The organism is Flintibacter porci, from assembly GCF_041925195.1.
GTDB classification, from domain to species: domain Bacteria; phylum Bacillota; class Clostridia; order Oscillospirales; family Oscillospiraceae; genus Lawsonibacter; species Lawsonibacter porci.
The window spans coordinates 175033-194241 of the sequence record NZ_JBHEVB010000004.1; the positions used below are offsets into that span (position 1 = coordinate 175033).

18 protein-coding genes, 1 tRNA gene, 1 other RNA gene and 1 pseudogene are annotated in these 19209 nt (G+C 56.8%); 4 read left to right on the plus strand and 17 right to left on the minus strand.

Translation table 11 applies throughout. The annotated features are described in order from the left end of the window. Positions 1 to 171: 171 nt before the first annotated feature. Both lepA and ACEVJL_RS05865 read right to left on the minus strand, forming a co-directional pair. A complete protein-coding gene (lepA, locus tag ACEVJL_RS05860; protein ID WP_008982116.1) occupies positions 172 to 1980 on the minus strand; it encodes a translation elongation factor 4 in 1809 nt (602 codons plus the stop codon). 45 nt (positions 1981 to 2025) lie between these two features. After that, positions 2026 to 2739: a helix-turn-helix domain-containing protein gene (locus ACEVJL_RS05865; protein ID WP_374737175.1), complete on the minus strand. Its 714-nt coding sequence runs from the start codon at positions 2737 to 2739 to the stop codon at positions 2026 to 2028. A 284-nt stretch (positions 2740 to 3023) separates the two neighbouring features. On the opposite strand from ACEVJL_RS05865, the gene pta reads away from it, so the two are divergent. Continuing rightward, on the plus strand, positions 3024 to 4004 hold the full coding sequence (gene pta, locus ACEVJL_RS05870; protein ID WP_374737176.1) for a phosphate acetyltransferase: 981 nt from the start codon (positions 3024 to 3026) through the stop codon (positions 4002 to 4004). Between the two features lie 90 nt (positions 4005 to 4094). Here the strand turns inward: pta and ACEVJL_RS05875 are convergent, their stop codons facing one another. The 6 genes from ACEVJL_RS05875 to ACEVJL_RS05900 all read right to left on the minus strand — a co-directional run bounded on the left by ACEVJL_RS05875 (position 4095) and on the right by ACEVJL_RS05900 (position 9017). Beyond that, positions 4095 to 4529, minus strand: coding sequence for an ACT domain-containing protein (locus tag ACEVJL_RS05875; RefSeq protein WP_235398387.1), 435 nt, complete (start codon positions 4527 to 4529; stop codon positions 4095 to 4097). 12 nt (positions 4530 to 4541) lie between these two features. Next, positions 4542 to 5843: a phenylacetate--CoA ligase family protein gene (locus ACEVJL_RS05880; protein ID WP_374737177.1), complete on the minus strand. Its 1302-nt coding sequence runs from the start codon at positions 5841 to 5843 to the stop codon at positions 4542 to 4544. Positions 5844 to 6011: 168 nt separating this feature from the next. Next, a complete protein-coding gene (locus ACEVJL_RS05885) occupies positions 6012 to 6584 on the minus strand; it encodes an indolepyruvate oxidoreductase subunit beta (RefSeq protein WP_151075300.1) in 573 nt (190 codons plus the stop codon). A 4-nt stretch (positions 6585 to 6588) separates the two neighbouring features. Next, positions 6589 to 8328, minus strand: a complete 1740-nt coding sequence (gene iorA, locus ACEVJL_RS05890) for an indolepyruvate ferredoxin oxidoreductase subunit alpha (protein WP_302667255.1) — start codon at positions 8326 to 8328, stop codon at positions 6589 to 6591. 24 nt (positions 8329 to 8352) lie between these two features. Continuing rightward, complete coding sequence (locus tag ACEVJL_RS05895; RefSeq protein WP_008982125.1) at positions 8353 to 8658, minus strand: YerC/YecD family TrpR-related protein; 306 nt, start codon at positions 8656 to 8658, stop codon at positions 8353 to 8355. Between the two features lie 167 nt (positions 8659 to 8825). Further along, positions 8826 to 9017, minus strand: coding sequence for a hypothetical protein (locus tag ACEVJL_RS05900; RefSeq protein WP_151075299.1), 192 nt, complete (start codon positions 9015 to 9017; stop codon positions 8826 to 8828). 90 nt (positions 9018 to 9107) lie between these two features. On the opposite strand from ACEVJL_RS05900, the gene ACEVJL_RS05905 reads away from it, so the two are divergent. Beyond that, the gene (locus tag ACEVJL_RS05905) at positions 9108 to 9329 is read left to right on the plus strand and encodes a helix-turn-helix domain-containing protein (RefSeq protein ID WP_302667253.1); all 222 of its coding nucleotides are present in this window, start codon (positions 9108 to 9110) and stop codon (positions 9327 to 9329) included. A 64-nt stretch (positions 9330 to 9393) separates the two neighbouring features. Here the strand turns inward: ACEVJL_RS05905 and ACEVJL_RS05910 are convergent, their stop codons facing one another. The 5 genes from ACEVJL_RS05910 to ffs form a co-directional block, all read right to left on the minus strand. Next, positions 9394 to 11544: a polyribonucleotide nucleotidyltransferase gene (locus ACEVJL_RS05910; RefSeq protein ID WP_008982126.1), complete on the minus strand. Its 2151-nt coding sequence runs from the start codon at positions 11542 to 11544 to the stop codon at positions 9394 to 9396. 185 nt (positions 11545 to 11729) lie between these two features. Then, the gene (gene rpsO, locus ACEVJL_RS05915; protein WP_008982127.1) at positions 11730 to 11996 is read right to left on the minus strand and encodes a 30S ribosomal protein S15; all 267 of its coding nucleotides are present in this window, start codon (positions 11994 to 11996) and stop codon (positions 11730 to 11732) included. A gap of 402 nt (positions 11997 to 12398) precedes the next feature. After that, positions 12399 to 12746 (minus strand): YbaB/EbfC family nucleoid-associated protein, encoded by a 348-nt coding sequence (locus ACEVJL_RS05920; RefSeq protein WP_008982128.1) that lies wholly within the window; start codon positions 12744 to 12746, stop codon positions 12399 to 12401. A gap of 24 nt (positions 12747 to 12770) precedes the next feature. Continuing rightward, the gene (gene dnaX / locus ACEVJL_RS05925) at positions 12771 to 14570 is read right to left on the minus strand and encodes a DNA polymerase III subunit gamma/tau (RefSeq protein ID WP_374737178.1); all 1800 of its coding nucleotides are present in this window, start codon (positions 14568 to 14570) and stop codon (positions 12771 to 12773) included. Positions 14571 to 14615: 45 nt separating this feature from the next. After that, an RNA gene (gene ffs, locus ACEVJL_RS05930) (signal recognition particle sRNA large type) lies at positions 14616 to 14880 on the minus strand. A 269-nt stretch (positions 14881 to 15149) separates the two neighbouring features. Between ffs and ACEVJL_RS05935 the strand changes: the two genes are divergently transcribed. Beyond that, a tRNA-Ala gene (locus ACEVJL_RS05935) sits at positions 15150 to 15225 on the plus strand. Between the two features lie 655 nt (positions 15226 to 15880). Here ACEVJL_RS05935 and ACEVJL_RS16825 read toward each other — a convergent pair. After that, a pseudogene (locus ACEVJL_RS16825) lies at positions 15881 to 16426 on the minus strand (IS256 family transposase); the annotation flags it as partial. A 14-nt stretch (positions 16427 to 16440) separates the two neighbouring features. On the opposite strand from ACEVJL_RS16825, the gene ACEVJL_RS05945 reads away from it, so the two are divergent. Continuing rightward, on the plus strand, positions 16441 to 16641 hold the full coding sequence (locus tag ACEVJL_RS05945; protein ID WP_374737180.1) for an IS3 family transposase: 201 nt from the start codon (positions 16441 to 16443) through the stop codon (positions 16639 to 16641). 183 nt (positions 16642 to 16824) lie between these two features. Here ACEVJL_RS05945 and ACEVJL_RS05950 read toward each other — a convergent pair whose 3' ends face one another. The 3 genes from ACEVJL_RS05950 to ACEVJL_RS05960 are packed head-to-tail and all read right to left on the minus strand — an operon-like array spanning position 16825 to position 19208. Beyond that, positions 16825 to 17532, minus strand: coding sequence for an ABC transporter ATP-binding protein (locus ACEVJL_RS05950; RefSeq protein WP_374737181.1), 708 nt, complete (start codon positions 17530 to 17532; stop codon positions 16825 to 16827). Between the two features lie 7 nt (positions 17533 to 17539). After that, positions 17540 to 18331: an ABC transporter ATP-binding protein gene (locus ACEVJL_RS05955; protein WP_374737182.1), complete on the minus strand. Its 792-nt coding sequence runs from the start codon at positions 18329 to 18331 to the stop codon at positions 17540 to 17542. Further along, positions 18321 to 19208, minus strand: coding sequence for a branched-chain amino acid ABC transporter permease (locus tag ACEVJL_RS05960; RefSeq protein WP_374737183.1), 888 nt, complete (start codon positions 19206 to 19208; stop codon positions 18321 to 18323). Before ACEVJL_RS05960 ends, ACEVJL_RS05955 begins: the two co-directional genes overlap by 11 nt. Between the last annotated feature and the right edge of the window lies 1 nt (position 19209).

A 19209-nucleotide genomic window follows, 5' to 3' on the forward strand; every position in this document is an offset into this window, starting at 1 on the left:
CTTGCCTGCTCCCCAGCGGATTCATCCGCCGGGGCCCCCAAGGGCGCTTTCCATGCTCGGGCGGAGTAAATCCGCCCTCCGCCAAGGTTTTGCCCAGAGGGCAAAACGCTTGTCCGGCGCAAAGCGCCGCCCCGCGCTGCGGGGCCCCAGGAAGGCAGAAGAAAATGCTTCTTATTCCTCGTCGAGTTTAAGCACTGCCATAAATGCTTCCGTGGGCATCTGCACCGTACCCAAAGAGCGCATTTTCTTCTTGCCTTCCTTCTGCTTCTCCAGCAGCTTCTTCTTACGGGTGATATCGCCGCCGTAGCACTTGGCCAGCACGTCCTTACGCATGGCCTTGACGGTCTCACGGGCAATGATCTTGCCGCCGATGGCCGCCTGGATGGGCACCTCAAAGAGCTGACGGGGGATGTTCTCCTTGAGCTTCTCGCAGATCTTCCGGGCCCGGCCGTAAGCCTTGTCCTTGTGGGCAATGAAGCTCAGAGCGTCCACCTGGTCGCCGTTGAGGAGCAGGTCCACCTTCACCAGCTGGCTGGGCTGATAGCCCTCCAGCTCGTAGTCCAGGCTGGCGTAGCCCTTGGTGCGGGCCTTCAAGGCGTCGAAGAAGTCGTAGATGATCTCGCCCAGAGGCATGGAGTAGTGCAGCTCCACCAGGTTGGTGTCCAGATACTGCATGTCCTTAAAAATGCCCCGGCGGTCCTGACACATGGGCATGATGTTGCCTACGTAGTCGGGGGGCGCGATGATGGACACCTTGGCATAGGGCTCCCGGGCCTCGGTGATCAGGCCGGGATCGGGATAGTTGTGGGGGTTATCCACCTTCACGGTAGTCCCGTCAGTTTTATCTACCTCGTAGATTACAGAGGGTAGTGTGGTAACCAGGTCCAGATCGAACTCACGCTCCAGACGCTCCTGGATGATCTCCATATGGAGCATGCCCAGGAAGCCGCAGCGGAAGCCAAAGCCCAGGGCGATGGAGGATTCGGGCTCGAAGGACAGGGAAGCGTCGTTGAGCTGGAGCTTTTCCAGCGCGTCCCGCAGGTCAGGATATTTACTGCCGTCCTGGGTGTAGATACCGCAGTAAACCATGGCCTGGGCGGGCCGGTAGCCGGGCAGAGCTTCGGCGGCGGGCTGATCGGTTCCGGTGATGGTGTCGCCCACCCGGGTGTCCTTCACGTTCTTGATGGAGGCGGTAAACCAGCCTACCTCGCCGGCGGTGAGCTCCGGGCAGGAGTCCATACCCAGAGGACGCAGATAGCCGCAGTCCAGCACCTGGTAGGAGGCGCCGGAGGCCATCATCTTTACATTCATGCCCTTCTTCAGGGTGCCCTCCATCACACGGAAGTAGACGATAACACCCACATAGGGGTCGTACTGGCTGTCAAAGACCAGAGCCTTCAGAGGGGCGCTGGCGTCGCCGGTGGGGGCAGGCACGTTCTGTACAATGTCCTCCAGCACGGCGGGAATGTTGATGCCCATTTTCGCGGAGATCTCCGGGGCCTCCATGGCGGGCAGGCCGATGATAGCCTCTACCTCCTCCTTGGCCTTCTGGGGATTGGCGGCGGGCAGGTCGATCTTGTTGAACACGGGCAGGATCTCCAGATCATGCTCCAGGGCCAGGTAGGTGTTGGCCAGCGTCTGGGCCTCCACGCCCTGGGTGGAGTCAACTACCAGCACCGCACCCTCACAGGCGGCCAGAGACCGGGACACCTCGTAGTTGAAGTCCACGTGGCCCGGGGTGTCGATGAGGTTGAGGTGGTAGGTCTCCCCATCCTGAGCCTGGTACTCCAGACGGACGGCACGGGCCTTGATGGTGATGCCGCGCTCCTTCTCCAGATCCATGTTGTCCAGCAGCTGAGACTCCATCTGCCGCTCAGTCACTGCATGGCACTGCTCAATGAGACGGTCAGACAAGGTGGACTTGCCGTGGTCGATGTGGGCAATGATAGAAAAATTGCGGATTTTGGATTGATCGGTCATAGATACCCTCCAAAGATGAGATTCAGATTCATAAACAGGCGGCGCTTATTTATTATCTTTATTATCCCGGCCGCCAAAGAGCTTGTTCATCCGCTCGCCGGAGTTGTGGATGAGCTGCAGCATGGACTGATAGAGCACGGGGTAATCCCGAGCCAGAGCGGCGTGGTCCATCTCAGGCATCTGGCCCTTGTCCTTCACATGCTGGGCCAGCGCATCCTCCAGCTCCACCCGGGACAGATCCATATCCGCCTGGGCCAGGCCAGCCTGGGCATGCCGCTGGGACACAGAGAAGAAATCGGGGTTGTTGGCCGGATTGGCGTGGTAAAGCTGGCGGTACACTGAGTAGACCGCCGAGGACAGGTAGTTGGAGGCGGCACGGATGGCCTCCCGGCTGCCGGTCTTCCCCAGCAGGTCGAAGAGCATTCCCACCGAGTTCACCAGCAGCTTCTTGGACAGCAGGGCCAGCACAGAGCCCCGCATGGAATTGTTTTTCTCTTCGCTGACGTCGTAGAGCTCCTCAGCTCCAATGGTGGTGCCATCCCGGGTCAGAGTGCGGCCCAACAGGTAATCGGCGGACACACCATAATAATCACAGGCCTTGACCACAAAAGACAGACCGGGCTCACGGATGCCGTTTTCGTAGTGAGACATGAGGGCCTGAGAGATACCCAGCTCCGCGGCGGCTGCGCGCTGACTGACTCCTTTTTCCTGACGCAGCAGGGACAGGGTACGGGCAAATTCTGCGTTCAAATCGTTCACCTCTATCCGAGCGGCCAGGCCTGCCGATTACTCGATCCGGCTGCCGCCCTAAAAATCAATACACTTGGTATAGTATAAACGACCCAATACCTTTCGTAAAGAGAAATTTCATATTTTTGTGGGTTTTTTTGTATCCTTTTCGAGAAATCCGGCAAAATGAAAGTGCAGTAACTCTTGCATTTTCCACGGGAAAATGCTACCATAGTCCCAGAAAAGAGTGCATGACGTGAGGCGTTTTTTTCGTCTCCCGCACCCAAGTTTCTGTTTTGGAAGGAATGGTTCACATGTTCAAGAAACTCATCGACATCCTGAAGGCTCATCCCCGTAAGATCGTATTCACCGAGGGCACCGATCCCCGTATTCTGGAGGCCTCTGCCCGTCTGCTGTCCGGTACTTTCCTGACCCCCGTGCTGGTGGGCAAGGAGGAGGAAGTCCGCGCTGCCGCTGAGGACGCCGGCTTTAACATCCGCGGCGCCATCATCGTAGACCCCGAGACCTACGAGAACATGGACGCTATGGTTGCCAAGATGGTCGAGCTGCGCAAGGGCAAGATGACCGAGGAAGAGTGCCGCGCTGCTCTGAAGAAGGGCAACTACTTCGGCACCATGCTGGTGGCTATGGGTGAGGCCGACGCTCTGCTGGGCGGCGCTACCTACTCCACCGCCGACACCGTCCGTCCCGCTCTGCAGCTGGTCAAGACCAAGCCCGGCAACAAGATCGTCTCCTCCTGCTTCATCCTGGTTCGTCCTTCCGCCACCGGCGACAACGACGTGCTGGCCATGGGCGACTGCGCCATCAACATCAAGCCCAACGAGGACGAGCTGGTTGAGATCGCCTTGGAGACTGCCAAGTGCGCCAAGATCTTCGGCATTGACCCCAAGGTTGCTTTCCTGAGCTACTCCACCTTTGGCTCCGGCAAGGGCGAGGACGTGGACAAGATGCGCAACGCCTGCGAGAAGGCCAAGGCTGCTATGCCCGAGATCCCCGTGGACGGCGAGCTGCAGTTTGACGCCGCTGTGTCTCCCCGCGTGGCTCACACCAAGTGCCCCGACTCCAAGGTGGCCGGTTATGCCAACACCTTCATCTTCCCCGACATCAACGCCGGCAACATCGGCTACAAGATCGCTCAGCGTCTGGGCTCCTTCGAGGCTTACGGCCCCATCCTGCTGGGCCTGAACGCCCCCATCAACGACCTGAGCCGCGGCTGTAACGCCCAGGAGGTCTACTCCATGGCTATCATCACTGCCGCTCTGGCCGAGAACTAAGCTTCTCCTACTAAGGACCGCTTTCGGGCGGTCCTTTCTTTTTGCTACAAAAAAATGACCGCCCGCAGGCGGTCATTTTTTTCTGTTGATTTACACCCCAGCCATCTGGTCCTGATCCAGCACCTTGATATCCCGCTGGGCCAACGCCTGCTCCGCGGCGTCCACGTCCTGGACCCGGAAGATCATGTAGGCGGAGTTGGCCTGCTTACCGCCCAGAAAGGCGTACATGTACTCCACGTTGATCTTGGCGTTGGAGAGTACCTGGAGTACCCGGTTGAGTCCTCCGGGCACGTCGGGGATAGCCACGCCCACCACAGGGGTGATGGAGTGGACATAGCCCGCATCCTTCAGAACGGTGGTTGCCTTGTATACATCGTTGACAATGATGCGCACGATGCCGAATTCACTGGTCTCAGCCAGGGAAAGGGCCCGCAGGTCCACCTTGTTCTGAGCCAGAACACCGGTCAGGCCGTACAGGGCTCCCGGCTTATTTTCCACGAAAATGGAGATCTGCTTGATGCTCATGGCGAACCCTCCTTAAATTTTCCGCTTGTCGATGACCCGGACCGCCTTGCCCTCGCTGCGGACAATGGACTTGGGGGCCACCAGGGTAACCTTAGCGGCCAGACCCAGCAGAGAGCGCAGGCCCTCCACCAGTTCCTTCTGCCGACGGTCGATCTCGCCCAGGTTATCGGTAAACATCTCGGGGGTCATCTCCACCTGGATATCCAGCGTGTCGGTAGACTTGACCCGATCCACGATGATCTGGTAGTTGGCGGGATAGCCGTGGTTGAGGAGCACAGTCTCAATCTGGGAGGGGAAGACGTTGACGCCGCGGATGATGAGCATATCATCGCTGCGGCCCATGGGCTTGCTCATCTTCACGAAGGTACGTCCGCAGGAACACTTTTCGTGACGGATCACGCCGATGTCCCGGGTGCGGTAGCGCAGCAGGGGGAAGGCCTGGCGGGTGATGCAGGAGAAGACGATCTCACCCTGCTGACCCTCGGGCAGCACCTCTCCGGTCTCGGGATCGATGATCTCGATGATAAAGTGGTCCTCGTTGACGTGCATTCCGTTCTGCTCGGAGCACTCGTAAGCCACGCCGGGACCCATGATCTCGGTCAGGCCATAGATGTCATAGGCCTTGATGCCCAGCTTCTCCTGGATATCCTGGCGCATCTCCTCACTCCAGGCCTCGGCACCGAAGATGCCCGCCTTCAGGGGAATGTCCTTGCCGGTGAGTCCCATCTCGTGGAGGGTCTCGCCGATAAAGGCGGCGTAGGAGGGGGTGCAGCACAGAACGGTAGAGCCAAAGTCCCGGAGAATGGTGATCTGCCGCTGGGTGTTTCCGGAGGAGACGGGAATGACCGTGGCGCCCAGCTTGGTAGCGCCGCCGTGCAGTCCCAGACCGCCGGTAAACAGGCCATAACCATAGGAGATATGTACCTTATCCTCCTCGGTGGCACCCACGGCCACCAGCTGACGGGCCACAATATCGTCCCAGATATCCAGGTCCTCCCGGGTATAGCCTACCACGATCTGCTTTCCGGTGGTTCCGGAGGAGGCATGCAGCCGCACCACATCCTTCATGGGAACGGCAAACAGCCCATAGGGATAGGTATCCCGCAGGTCCTTTTTATAGGTAAAGGGCAGCTTGTGCAGGTCGTCCACCGACTCAATGTCCTCCGGACGCACTCCCTTTTCGTCCATCAGCTTCTTGTAATAAGGCACGTGGTCATAGGCATGGCGCACCTGCTTGACCAGGCGCTCATCCTGCCAGGCACGAATTTGCTCCCGAGAGGCGCATTCAATCTCGGGCTGATAATACCGTTCCAATGGATTCATCCCTCTCTAACTTGTGTGTATCGTGATCTTGCTGTTTCTGGTAAGTAAAGCCCATCCCGTCTGCCTTCCCGGCGGGCTTTCGCCTTATGGAAGGCATCTCTTCGAGCGGGCACAGAGGCAAAGCGCAGCTTTGCACAACGTTCTTTGCTAAGCTTTCTTTTAAGAAAGCTTCCCCAGCTCGAAGGCCTTCTTGTTCAGCTCCAGGAACTTGGGGGGCACCATGGCCTCCAGAGAAGCCTGCCACGCCTCCTCCGGCAAGTCAAAGTAGTGAGACAGCCGGCCCATGAGCACAATATTCACTGCCTTAGAGGAGCCAGCCTGCTCAGCCAGAGCCAGACAGTCCAGCGCGTCCACCTTGGCTCCGGTGGCCTTCATCTTCTCCACCAGATTCTCGGGGTACTTGGCGGCCCCGGTAATAACAGGCATGGGATCGATCTGCTGAGTGGAGGTGACGATCTGTCCGTCGGGCTTGAGATACTCCAGCCAACGGGCGGCCTCCAGCAGCTCGAAGGAGACAATAAAGTCCGCCTCGCCCTTATCAATGACAGGAGAATTTACCTTGTCGCCGTAGCGCACATAGGTAACCACGCTGCCGCCGCGCTGGGACATGCCGTGGACCTCGGACACCTTCACGTCATATCCCTGCTCCATGAGCAGGTGGCCCAGCAGCTTACTGGCCAGCAGGGAGCCCTGGCCACCCACGCCTACGATCATAATATTCTTGGTTTCCATTGCCTTAACCCTCCTTGCCGGTGCTCTCAAAGGCCCCCACGGGGCACAGCTGCTCGCACACGCCGCAGCCCACGCACAGGGTGTTGTCCACCCAGGCCTTGCCCTCCTTGATTGAGATGGCGGGGCAGCCGATCTTCATGCAGCTCTTACAGCCGATGCACTTGTCCTTGTTCACCGCCAGAGGCGCGTTGTGCTTGACGTACTTCAAGAGAGCGCAGGGACGGCGGGAGATGATGACGGAGGGCTCTTTGGCGGCCAGCTCCTCCTTCACCGCCTGGTCACAGGCCTTCAGGTCGTAGGGATCCACTACCCGGACGCGGTTGAAGCCCATGGCCTTGCACAGGGACTCCAGATCGATCTTACCGGCGGGGTCGCCCTTAATGTTGTAGCCGGTGGTGGGGTTCTGCTGGTGGCCGGTCATGCCGGTGATGGAGTTGTCCAGGATGATGACGGTAGAATTGGACTGGTTGTAGGCGATGTTGGCCAGACCAGTCATACCAGAGTGCATGAAGGTGGAGTCGCCGATGACGGCCACGGTCTTGCCCTCAGTCTCCTCCCCACGGGCCTTGTTGAAGCCGTGGATGCCGGAGATGGAGCCGCCCATGCACAGGGTCATGTCCATGGCGGACAGGGGAGCCACCGCACCCAGGGTGTAGCAGCCGATGTCGCCCAAGACAGTGCACTTATTCTTGTTCAGGGTGTAGAACAGGCCGCGGTGGGGACAGCCGGCGCACATAACAGGGGGACGGGGAGGAATGACATCCTCCAGCGCCTTGCCGGTATGTACGGTGCCGCCCAGCTTGGAGGCCACCAGGTTCTGGGAGAACTCGCCCTCCAGAGGCAGCACGTTCTTGCCCCACACCTTCAGGCCCAGCTTACGGCAGTGGTCCTCGATGATGGAGTCCAGCTCCTCAACCACCACCAGCTTGTCCACCTTGCTGGCAAAGTCCAGAATCAGCTTTACAGGCAGGGGATTGACCATGCCCAGCTTGAGCACCGAAACGCTGTCCCCAAAGACCTCCTTCACATACTGATAGGAGGTGGAAGAGGTGATCACGCCCATGGAAGTGCCACCCATCTCTACCCGGTTGAGGTCACAGGTCTCGGCAAACTCGGTGAGCTTGCGGGTGCGCTCCTCTACCACAGGGTGGCGGCGGATGGCGTTGCCCGGCATCATCACGTACTTGGCGATGTTCTTCTCATAGGGCTTCTCCACCTCGGTGCGCTCCCCCAGCTCCACCAGCGACTGGGAGTGGGACACGCGGGTACACATCTTCAGGATGACCGGGGTGTCAAACTCCTCGGAAATCTCATAGGCCCGCTTGGCAAAGGCCAGGGCCTCGGCGGAGTCAGAGGGCTCCAGCATAGGCACCTTGGCGGCAATGGCATAGTGGCGGGAGTCCTGCTCGTTCTGAGAGGAGTGCATGCCCGCATCGTCGGCCACGGCGATGACCATGCCCGCATTCACACCGGTGTAGGAAATGGTGAACAGCGGGTCGGCAGCCACGTTGAGGCCCACGTGCTTCATACCGCAGAAGGAGCGCTTGCCGGCCAGACAAGCGCCAAAGGCGGTCTCCATAGCCACCTTCTCATTGGGAGCCCACTCACAGTAGATGGCGTCGTACTTGGCGGCCTCTTCGGTGATCTCGGTACTGGGGGTACCGGGGTAGCTGGAGGCCACAGAGCACCCCGCCTCATACAGTCCACGGGCAACAGCCGCGTTGCCCAACATCAGTTGTTTCATAGTCTTCCCTGCTTTCTTCCTGATTCAGTCTTTTTTGTCCAGGCCTTCCCGGATGATGATGTCCCGTACCACACCGCCCGCGCCGCCTTCCAGCATGGACCGGCGGACCCGGCTGATGGTAGCGCTGCTGGCTCCGGTCTTCTCCAGGATGTCCAGATAGACCAGACCCTGCTGGAGGTAGACGGCCACATCAAAGCGCTGCTCCATAGACTGCAGCTCCGTGGGGGTACAGAGATCCTCAAAAAATTTCCGGCACTCGTCCAGGTCCTTCAACTTCAAAATGGTCTCATACAGGGCCTGGCTGCGCTCTTTACGCTCCGTTTTCGCCATAGGGCATCTCCTTTCCTCCGGGACGGACGGAAGTTCCCGGCTTTCCAATTATATTAACACATTAAAGTGTGAAGGTAAACAGGTTTTTCAAAAAAATTTTACGGTTTACACAATTGAAGCGGCTGTCCTAACGGACAGCCGCTACTTTATCCATATAGAGCATTCGCTCAATCGATTCTTTCATTCAGTCCCCAGCCATCTTCTAATTCGCCGCGCTTTACTTTTCTTAAATATCGCAGAATAATTTGTTGGCTATATGCTGGCACGGTGCGTATGCCCTGCTCCGCCAATATGCGCAGCTGCTCATACTCTTTTTCCGGAATTGAAATCCGCAAGATTTTTCTTTTTTGTCTATCCATGCCTCTCACCCCCTATATTTTAACCTGTTTCAGGTTGAAAGTAAATACTCTGTTTTAGGTTAACCTATACTGAGTCCGAGGTGATGCAATATGTATCCCAGAATCCGCGCCCTGCGTGAGGACCATGACCTGAGCCAGCGGCAGGTGGCTGAAATGCTGGGTATGTCCCAAACCGGCTATTCCAAATACGAGACAGGGGAAAATGATATTCCCACCGCTGTCCTGATCAAATTATCCACATTCTATCATACCAGTGTGGATTATCTTCTGGGCTTGACCCCAGTTTCCTCCCCTTATCCTACCGCCAAATAAAGCGACATAAAAAAGTGGCTGCCTCACAGGCAGCCACTTTATATTTCTTATTCAGGCAAAAACCTTACTTCACGCTCTCGCCGGCGGCCTTCTTGGCCTTGATCTCCTTGATGGCGTCGCGGTAGCTCAGGTTCACGCGGCCCTTGTCGTCGATGTCGGTGACCTTGACCCAGATCATATCGCCGATGTTGACCACGTCCTCCACCTTCTCCACGCGGCGGTCAGCCAGCTTGGAGATGTGGACCATGCCGTCCTTGCCGGGAGCCAGCTCCACGAAGGCGCCGAACTGCAGGATGCGAACGACCTTGCCGTAGTACAGCTCGCCCACCTGGGGAACGAACACGATGGTCTCGATCATCTTCTTGGCAGCGTCGCAGGCCTCGGCGTTGGGGGAGGCGATGTGGATGGTGCCGTCGTCCTCGATGTCCACGGTAGCGCCGGACTCGGCGGTGATCTTCTGGATCACGGAGCCGCCCTTACCAATGACCTCGCGGATCTTGTCGGGATCGATCTTCATGGTGATCATCTTGGGAGCATACTTGCTCACCTCAGCGCGGGGCGCGGAGATGCAGGGCAGCATGATCTCGTCCAGGATGGCGTAACGGGCATCCCGGGTAATCTCCAGGGCCTCCTTGATGATCTCGTGGGTCAGACCGTCGTTCTTCAGGTCCATCTGGATGGCGGTGATACCGGCCTTGGTACCGGCAACCTTGAAGTCCATCTCGCCGTGGAAGTCCTCCACGCCCTGGATGTCGATGAAGGTGGTGAAGCCGCCGTTGTCGTCCTGAATGAGGCCGCAGGAAATGCCGGCCACGGGGGCCTTGATGGGCACACCGGCGTCCATTAGAGCCAGAGTGGAGCCGCAGATGGAGCCCTGAGAGGTAGAACCGTTGGAGGACAGAACCTCAGACACGACCCGGATGGCGTAGGGGAACTCCTCCACGGAGGGCAGCACGGGCACCAGAGCGCGCTCAGCCAGAGCGCCGTGGCCGTACTCGCGGCGGTTGGTGGAACGGGGAGCGCGGGCCTCACCCACAGAGTAGGGGGGGAAGTTGTAGTGGTGCATATAGCGCTTCTCGTCCTCTTCCCAGATGGTGTCCAGCTTCTGGCAGGCAGCCAGGGTGTTCAGGGTACACACGGACAGAACCTGAGTCTGGCCACGGGTGAACAGGCCGGAACCGTGGACGCGGGGCAGCACGCCAACCTCGGCAGCCAGAGGACGGATCTCGTTCTTGGCGCGGCCATCCACGCGGTGGCCTTCCAGCAGCCAAGCCTTGACGATCTTCTTCTGGAACTTGTAGGTGAACTCCTCCAGGTACTGGTCCATGTCGGGGTACTCTTCCAGATACTTCTCGTGCCACTTGTCGATCATGGCGTTCCAGCGGGTCTCACGCACGTTCTTGTCGTCGGTGTCCATGGCGGCCTTGGCCTCGTCCATGAACTCGTCCACGATCTTGTCAAACAGCTCCTGGTTGAACTGAGCGTGCTCGTACTCCATCTTGGGCTTGCCGATCTCGGCAACGATCTGGTTGATGAAGTCGATCTGCTTCTTAATCTCCTCGTGAGCCTTCACGATACCGGCATACATGATCTCGTCGGGGATCTCGTCGGCGCCGGCCTCGATCATGACCACCTTCTCAGCGGTAGCGGCCACGGTCACGTCCATGCGGGAGGTCTTGCGCTGCTCCTGGTTGGGGTTAAGGACGATCTGGCCATCGCAGTAACCCACCTCCAGGCAGCCGATGGGGCCGGCGAAGGGGATCTCGGAGTAGCTCACGCAGGCGGAGGCGCCGATCATGGCAGCCACCTCGGGGGAGCAGTCATAGTCCACGCTCATGACAGTGCACTGGATGCACACGTCGTTGCGGAAGTCGTAGGGGAACAGGGGGCGCATGGGCCGGTCGATCAGGCGGGAAGCCAGAACGGCGGGCAGGGAGGGACGGCCCTCACGGCGCATAAAGGAGCCGGGGATGCGGCCCACAGCGTACAGCTTCTCCTCAAACTCAACAGAGAGGGGGAAGAAGTCGATGCCGTCACGGGGACGGGGAGAGACGGTAACGGCCACCAGCACGGTGGTCTCGCCGTACTTGACCATAGCGGAAGCGCTGGCCAGCTCGGCCACCTTGCCCACCTCGATGGTCAGGGGACGGCCGCACAGGTCCATGGTCCAGCTCTTGTAGTTGTTAAACTGCTTGTGCTTAATAACGGTTGACATTGCGATACTCCTTTTCAATAAATTTGGTTTTCGCCCGCCAGCCTTTTAGCACTTGAAGCCGGGTTTGAGCGGCACTCAAGCCCAATTTCAACTGCTAAAAAAGCGGCGGGAAGGCAAAAAACGGAAAGCTTCCAGATGGGAAGATAGGGTGGCATGGAATTCCACACCACCCTATATTGAAACAATTACTTACGGATGCCCAGCTTGGCGATGATAGCACGGTAACGCTCGATGTCCTTAGCCATCAGATAGTCCAGCATCTTGCGGCGCTTACCGACCATCTTCAGCAGGCCACGACGGGAGTGGTTGTCCTGCTTGTGGACCTTCAGGTGCTCGGTCAGCTCGTTGATGCGAGCGGTCAGAATGGCGATCTGAACCTCGGGAGAACCGGTGTCAGTGGGGTGAGTGCGGTTGGCCTCAATAACGGCAGTCTTTTCGTCCTTACGAATCATGGGAATTTCCACCTTTCTTTTTGTCACGCTACGGATTGGGCGCACGGCCGGGTCGCTTTCCCTGCGACTCCGGACACAAACAGCCGGGCTTTGCCCCGCTTGGTTTGTATCCGTCGCTCCGGTCCAAGCTCCCCTGTGTGCCTATCCTACGCGCTTCTGTTCTGCCCAAAGAGCTGCGTAACGGGCGGGTGAAGCCCTGTCCTCTTGGACAGGCCGTACCCCGCAACGAAGCGGATGGGCGCGCGTGATTTTACGCTGGGATACTATATCACATTTTTCCCAGTCTGTAAAGAAAAAAGTCACCTTTTTTTGAATTTCTCTGCCCTTTTAAACATTTTGTATGTTTAATACAAAACGGAACGGCTCCCCAGCAAGGAAACCGTCCCGTTTGTTGATCCATTTTCAGAAGGGCAGGCCCAGTCCGCCGGTCAGCTTCTGCATGGAGCTGGAGGCGTCGTTATCGGCGCTGCGCATGGCCTCGTTCACGGCGGCCACGATGAGGTCCTGGAGCATCTCCACATCATCGGGATCCACGGCCTCGGGGTCGATCTCCAGATTCTTCAGCTCGTGCTTGCCGTTGACGGTGGCAGTGACCACGCCGCCGCCGGCAGCCGCGGTGTACTCCTTCTCCTGCAGCTCCTGCTGCATCTTCATCATGTCCTGCTGCATCTTCTGGGCCTGCTTGATCATGTTCATGTTCATGCCGCCGCCCATGCCGCCCAGTCCGCGGCTGTTAAATCCCTTTGCCATAGCCAAAACACTCCTTATTCTGTGTTACTGTATTTTAATGTTGTCAAACTTTTCCCCAAAGGCCAGCAGGGCATCCAGAGCGTCCCCGCTCCCCTGTGCCGGAACAGCCTGCGCAGCAGGCGCCGGAGCGGCCAGGTCCTCTGCCGGGGGTTTTCCTGCGATCACCGATACCCGGGCGCCGGTTACACCAAAGCAGACATCAGCTGCCTGGGCCAGGCCCTGAAGGACCGGGGGTTTATTCAGCATGGCCCGGGTGAACTCGGTATCCGTCCACAGGGTCAGCGCCTTGTTTTTCCACACGCCGGTGACCTTGGCGGGGTTATTGAGGTAAGGCAGCACCGAAGCAGGCACCTTGCCCCGCAGTCCGGCCACAAAGGAGGGCCAGAAGGCAGAGGTTCCGCCCTGCATTCCCCCAGCCGGAGCTGCCTGAGCAGGGGGCACCTGGGCTGTGGGAGCCGGGGTCTGGGGTATGGGTGCACTGGCCGGAACAACCTCCGGCTCAGGCCAGGAGGGTTCCTCTTCCGGTTCCGGAGGCAGAGGCGGACGTTCCTCCTCCCAGGGAGGCGTATCCTCAACCGCCGGCTTGACCGGCGCCTGCACAGGCGCAGCAGCGGCGACAGGCCGCTGTGCCGCGGGCGCGGACGGAGCACTCTGGACCGGCTGTGCCTGGACAGGCACTCCCTTGGCCAGCTGTTCCTCCAGCCGGGCTACCCTGGCGGACAGGCCTGCAAAGGACTCGTCCAGTCCCTCGTCACTGAGCCGAATGAGACACAGTTCCGCATCGGTACGGCGGTTGACACTGCGGCTCAGCTCGGGCAGTGTCTCCTGTAAGGTTTTCAAAATCTGCAGCAGCCGCTGGGCAGTAAACTGTTCGCCCAGGGCTCGCATGGTGGACTCATCATATCCGCCGGTAAGCAGGGCGGCTCCACCCCGGGGTGCGGTCTTGCGCAGCAGCAGATCCCGGGCCAGGCCGGACAGCTCGGAGAGCACCGAGCCTACATCCTTTCCGTTGCGGTACAGGCGGGACAGGGTCTCCAACGCTGCGGCGGTATCCCGCTGGGCCAGCTGGCCCATGAGCTTGGCGGTCTCCAGATTGCCTGCCAGGCCCAGGGTGTCCAGAATCTCCTGCTCGTCCACCCGCTGTCCGCCTCCGGCGCACTGGTCCAGCAGGGACAAGGCATCCCGCAGGCCGCCGTCGGCCAGGCGGGAGAGCAGCGCGGCTCCCTCTTCCGTCAGGTCGATGCCCTCCTGCTGGGCCACATAGCCCAGACGCTGGGCAATCTGACCGGGCAGGATGCGCTTGAACGAGAACTGCTGGCACCGGGACTTGATGGTGGCGGGCACCTTGTGAAGCTCGGTGGTGGCCAGGATAAACATCAGGTGGGCCGGGGGCTCCTCCAGGATCTTCAGCAAGGCGTTGAAGGCGGGGGTGGAGAGCATATGCACCTCGTCCACGATGTAGACCCGCTTTTTCACCGCCGCGGGGGTGTATACCGCCTCGTCCCGCAGGGCTCGGACCTGATCCACGCCGTTGTTGGAGGCGGCGTCCAGCTCCAGCACGTCCAGGATAGACCCGTTCTCAATACCCAGGCAGGCCGGGCACTGGTTGCAGGGGTTGCCATTGACCGGGCTTTGGCAGTTCACCGCCCGGGACAGGATCTTGGCGCAGGTGGTCTTTCCGGTTCCCCGGGTTCCGGTGAACAGATAGGCGTGGCTCAGCCGTCCGCCGGACACCTGCTGCTTCAGGGTCTGGGTGATATGCTCCTGCCCCACCACGTCGTCAAAGGTGCGGGGGCGCCACTTGCGGTACAGGGCCTGATACACGTTAAAATCACCTCGAAAAAAAGAAAACTTCGGCGAAAAGCAAGGCCGCACACCGGCCTTTGAAGCGCGCGGTATGCCCGTTACCTGGACAGCCGGCTCAAGAACAGTAACCCCACGGCACACGCGGCTTGCCGCTTAGTGCTGCTCGGTTCCCCGCCTGACACGGTTCACGGGGCCACGTTGCGCGGGACCGGTCTATCATCACTGCTTTTCCAGGTCAGACGACACATCGCACGTCCGGGGGCCGGGATTCATCCCTGCTGTAGCGGGTTGCAGGTACAGGGCACCGCTATCTCCCCAACTAGTGCGGCCTTGCTTTGCGCCGAAGTGCAAAACAAGCTAGACTGTATTTTACTATACTTCCCCCAAAATGGCAACCTATTTTTCCAAATCTGGCCGCTTCTCATAGATATCTTCAAAATTGGGCTTTACATTTTTTAAAAATCTGGTATAATACAAAAGCTGAATTGAATATCTGGGCCTGTAGCGCAGTTGGGAGCGCAAAGGGTTCGGTTTTCTGCCACATCTATAATTTCATATTGCTTTATTCTTCTGTTCCGCTTTTGGAACTGTTGATTTGGGCCTATAGCTCAGCTGGGAGAGCGTACGGTTCGCATCCGTAAGGTCGTCGGTTCGATCCCGATTAGGTCCACCACACTCGGGAGATCTCGTTTTGAGATCTCCCGAGTTTTTTCATGCCTTCAGGATGCGCGATAGTACACACTCTTGTCCCCTTCCGGATACAGGAAGTCAAAGAACTGTGTGACAGTGATTTTGAATTCCACTTCGATTTCAAAGTTCTTCCCGATATTCACCCGCTCAATGAGCTGCCGCAGGATCATCTTCTTTCTCTCGATACTACTCCCCGCATACAGGTCGGCCCAGGACATAATCTTGTCATACTCCTTTTGGACGGCAACGGCAGAGCTCTTCAGATCAGCCGCTTTTTCCTTGGCCTGTTCCAACTCCTGGGCCAGCGCCGCCAGCTTGCTTCGGGTGTCCTCTATCATCTCGCTGAGGATGTCCGCTCCAAAACTGCCAGTCCCATTGATGGTCTTGATGATCTCTTTCTTGTAACTCTCCAGCTCCCGTTCTGCGGAGGCATGGAGTTTCTCCAGATTCGCCACCGAACTGTTTGCCAGTTGGAGTTCTTTTTCCCGCTGCTTTTGAATGAGCTGGCTCCTGGGTGCAGTCTTCATCCGCTCAAAGAGTTGGATGACGATCTTATCAATAATGCCGTCCAATTTCTCGCCGGAGTATCCGGTCTGACCATCACAGTTCTGAGGATGGCGGATCTTGTAGTGGCAGGCATAGCGGATAGCATCCAGAAAAACCACAGCGTAGATGGACTCCAGAGGCCGCTGCTGCCACTCTTTGGCGATGGGCAAGATCTTGTCTGTGATCCGGCTGACTGTGCTGTCTGAAACGGAAATGCCGTAAATGTCCTGGATGTGGGCCTCGATGTCACCGGTACTCATCCCTTTGGCGTACATGGACAGGATTTTCTCCTCAATGTCCTGGCTGATGCTGGTCTGGTTCTTTTTCAGTACCTGGGGCTCAAATTCACCTTTCCGGTCTCGAGGGACCGACACATCCACATCGCCAAAGCTGGTGCGCAGCGTTTTGCTGCTGTAGCCGTTGCGGCTGTTGTCTGTTTCTTTGTTCTTGTAATCGTACCTGCTGTAGCCCAGCTCTTCATCCAGCTCTGCCTCCAAACCATTCTCCATGAACTCAGCAATGGTCTCTTTGAACAAATTCTGGATGTTATCCATGCTGCCGATGTTTGTCATCTGCAGCAACTCACGGATCTTTTCCCGACGCGCATTTTCTTCCGGGGTGCGATTCTTTCTGGCCATATGGTAATCCTCCTGTGTGCTGCTTCTATTCTACACCACACAGCAGGTTTACACAAAGTTTGGGTCAGCCTCAAACAGAATGTATTTACCGACATCTTCCGGCTACCTTCGATGAAGCCAGGACACTGATTGATAACTACATCTATTTCTACAACAACCAGCGCATCCAGTTAAAAACTGGAGTGGCACCGCTCATGCTGCGCCACTCCGCTTAAAACTTCAATATTTTCCTACCAAGGGGCTTTTTTGTGCTGTCCGTACAATCTGGGGCACTCCATACTACATCAGGGGGTGTTTTCCTATTTTCGCTAGTCTGAAGGAGCAAACAAAGAGCCCGCTGCGCAGCTTCAAAATAAGGTTCCTCCACGGCTCATTTTATGCTTCCTCTTAAAATTAAATTACGTAGCTCCCAAATAGTCTTCCTGAATTGCCGGATCATCAAGAAGTTCCTTGCTGATGCCCTCACGGATAATCGTTCCGGTCTTCATAACATAAGCCCGGTCCGACACCTCCAGAGCCAAATAAGCGTTTTGCTCTACCAACAGGATTGTCTGTCCCAGCTCCTTGTTGATTCGAGTAATCATTTGGAACACTTCATTGATAATGATTGGGGCCAGTCCCAGAGAAGGCTCATCCAGACACAACAGTTTCGGCTTCGCCATCAAGGCACGGCCAATCGCCAGCATCTGCTGTTCACCGCCAGATAAGGTACCTGCCATTTGTCCAATACGTTCCTTCAAGCGGGGAAAAAGTTCCATAACCTCATCCATGCTCGCCTGGATCTCTGTTTTGGACTTCTGAAGATAAGCACCCAGCTGCAGGTTTTCATGGACAGTTAAGTTCGGGAAAATTCGTCTCCCTTCAGGAACCAATGAAATACCCTTAGCCACAGCCAAATAGGATTTGGTAGGCAACGGCTCACCCATGAAGTTAATAGTTCCGCTTTTATACTCCTTATCAGCGGCAATGGTGCGCATGGTGGTAGACTTTCCCGCTCCATTACTTCCAATTACGGCCACAATCTCGCCGGGTTTGATGTGCATGGAGATACCTTGGATAGCATGAATTCCGCCGTAGTATACATGCAGATTTTCAACGTCTAACATATTTGTACTACTCATCGTTACTCATCTCCATTCTGCTGCCCAGATAAGACTGGATCACCTGCTCATCATTCTGAATATTCTCAGGAATATCCGTTTTCAGCACTTTGCCCAGATTCAACACACAGATTCGATCACACAGGCCAAAGACCAAATCAATGTGGTGTTCAATCACGATCATAGTTACTTTGAAACGTTCCTGCACCTGGCGCAGCAGCTTATCCAGCTCCACGCACTCGTCATTGTTCATACCAGCCGCCGGCTCATCCAACAACAGCAGCTTAGGAGAAGTCGCCAACGCACGGGCAATTTCCAACTTTCGCTGCAAGCCATAGGCCAGGTTTCCGGCCCGCATGTTCGCGTATTGAGTCAGGCCAAAAATCTCCAGCATTTCTTCTACCTTCCGATTCACTTCCCGCTCCGCTCTGCGTACACTGGGCAGTCCCAGCAACGCCTCCAAGCGAGAATACATCGGAACACAATGAAATCCAATGGAAATATTCTCCGCTACCGTCATCTTGGGAAAAAGCCGGATATTCTGAAATGTACGGCTAATACCTGTACGCGCAATTTTATCCGGTGCCATAGACAGCAGGGATTTCCCATCCAACAGAACATCGCCCTCTACCGGCGTTACATTTCCGGTAATTACATTGAAGATCGTGGTCTTACCAGCGCCATTGGGTCCAATCAGGCCAAAAATTTCCCCCTCTTTTACCTGGAAGGATACATGATCAGATGCCCGCAAACCACCGAACTGTACAGAAATATCTTTCAGTTCAAAAAGAACTTTATCCGACATGTTTTTTCCCTCCTAACTTGCTGGGCAAATTTTTGCACCAACGAATAATCCCACGGAAAGAAAATTCCTTATATCCCAGCAGACCTTCGGGCTTAAACAGCATAATGACTACAAACAGCAGTCCATAAATCACGAAACGCCATGTATCAAATGCTCGAAGCACCTCGGGGAATACAATCAGCAGAATTGCCGCAATCGTGGGGCCAGTAATGGAGTTGGTTCCGCCAAAGACCACAGCAGCAGTCAGGTCAGTAGACTTTGTGGAGGTGAAGTTGGAGGGATACAAACAAGTCATGTAGAATCCAAACAGTGCACCACCTACGCCGGTGAAGAACGCACTCAACGCCAAAGACCACAGCTTGGAGTTCACTACATTGATTCCCATCATCTCAGCGGCTACTTCCTGCTGCTGAATGGCAACCAGGTTTTTGCCGTACTGTGACTTGGTGTAATTTCTCAGCAGATAAATCACAATAATCACAGCCACGACAACCACTGTGAACGTGGTCTTTTTGGGAATACCAGTCAAACCTAAGGCACCGTTGATAAACGGATAGATATTACTGGACAAAAGGCGAATCACTTCACCGAATCCCAGCATGGCAATGGCAAAACAGTCGCCGGTCAGTCGGTTTCTCAGTGTAGGAATACCTACAATCAAACTGGACAGGGCTGCTGCAACACCACCCAGGAATACAGCCAGCACAAAGGGAACATTTAAGTAAATGCTTAGGCATGCAGACACATAGCCGCCTACCGCCATAAATCCTGCGTGTCCCATAGAGAACATCCCTGTAAAGCCAGTCAGAAGCGTCAGACCGGACACGCAGATAACATTGATGCCAGCAACTGTGGCAATACTCAGTGCGTAATACATT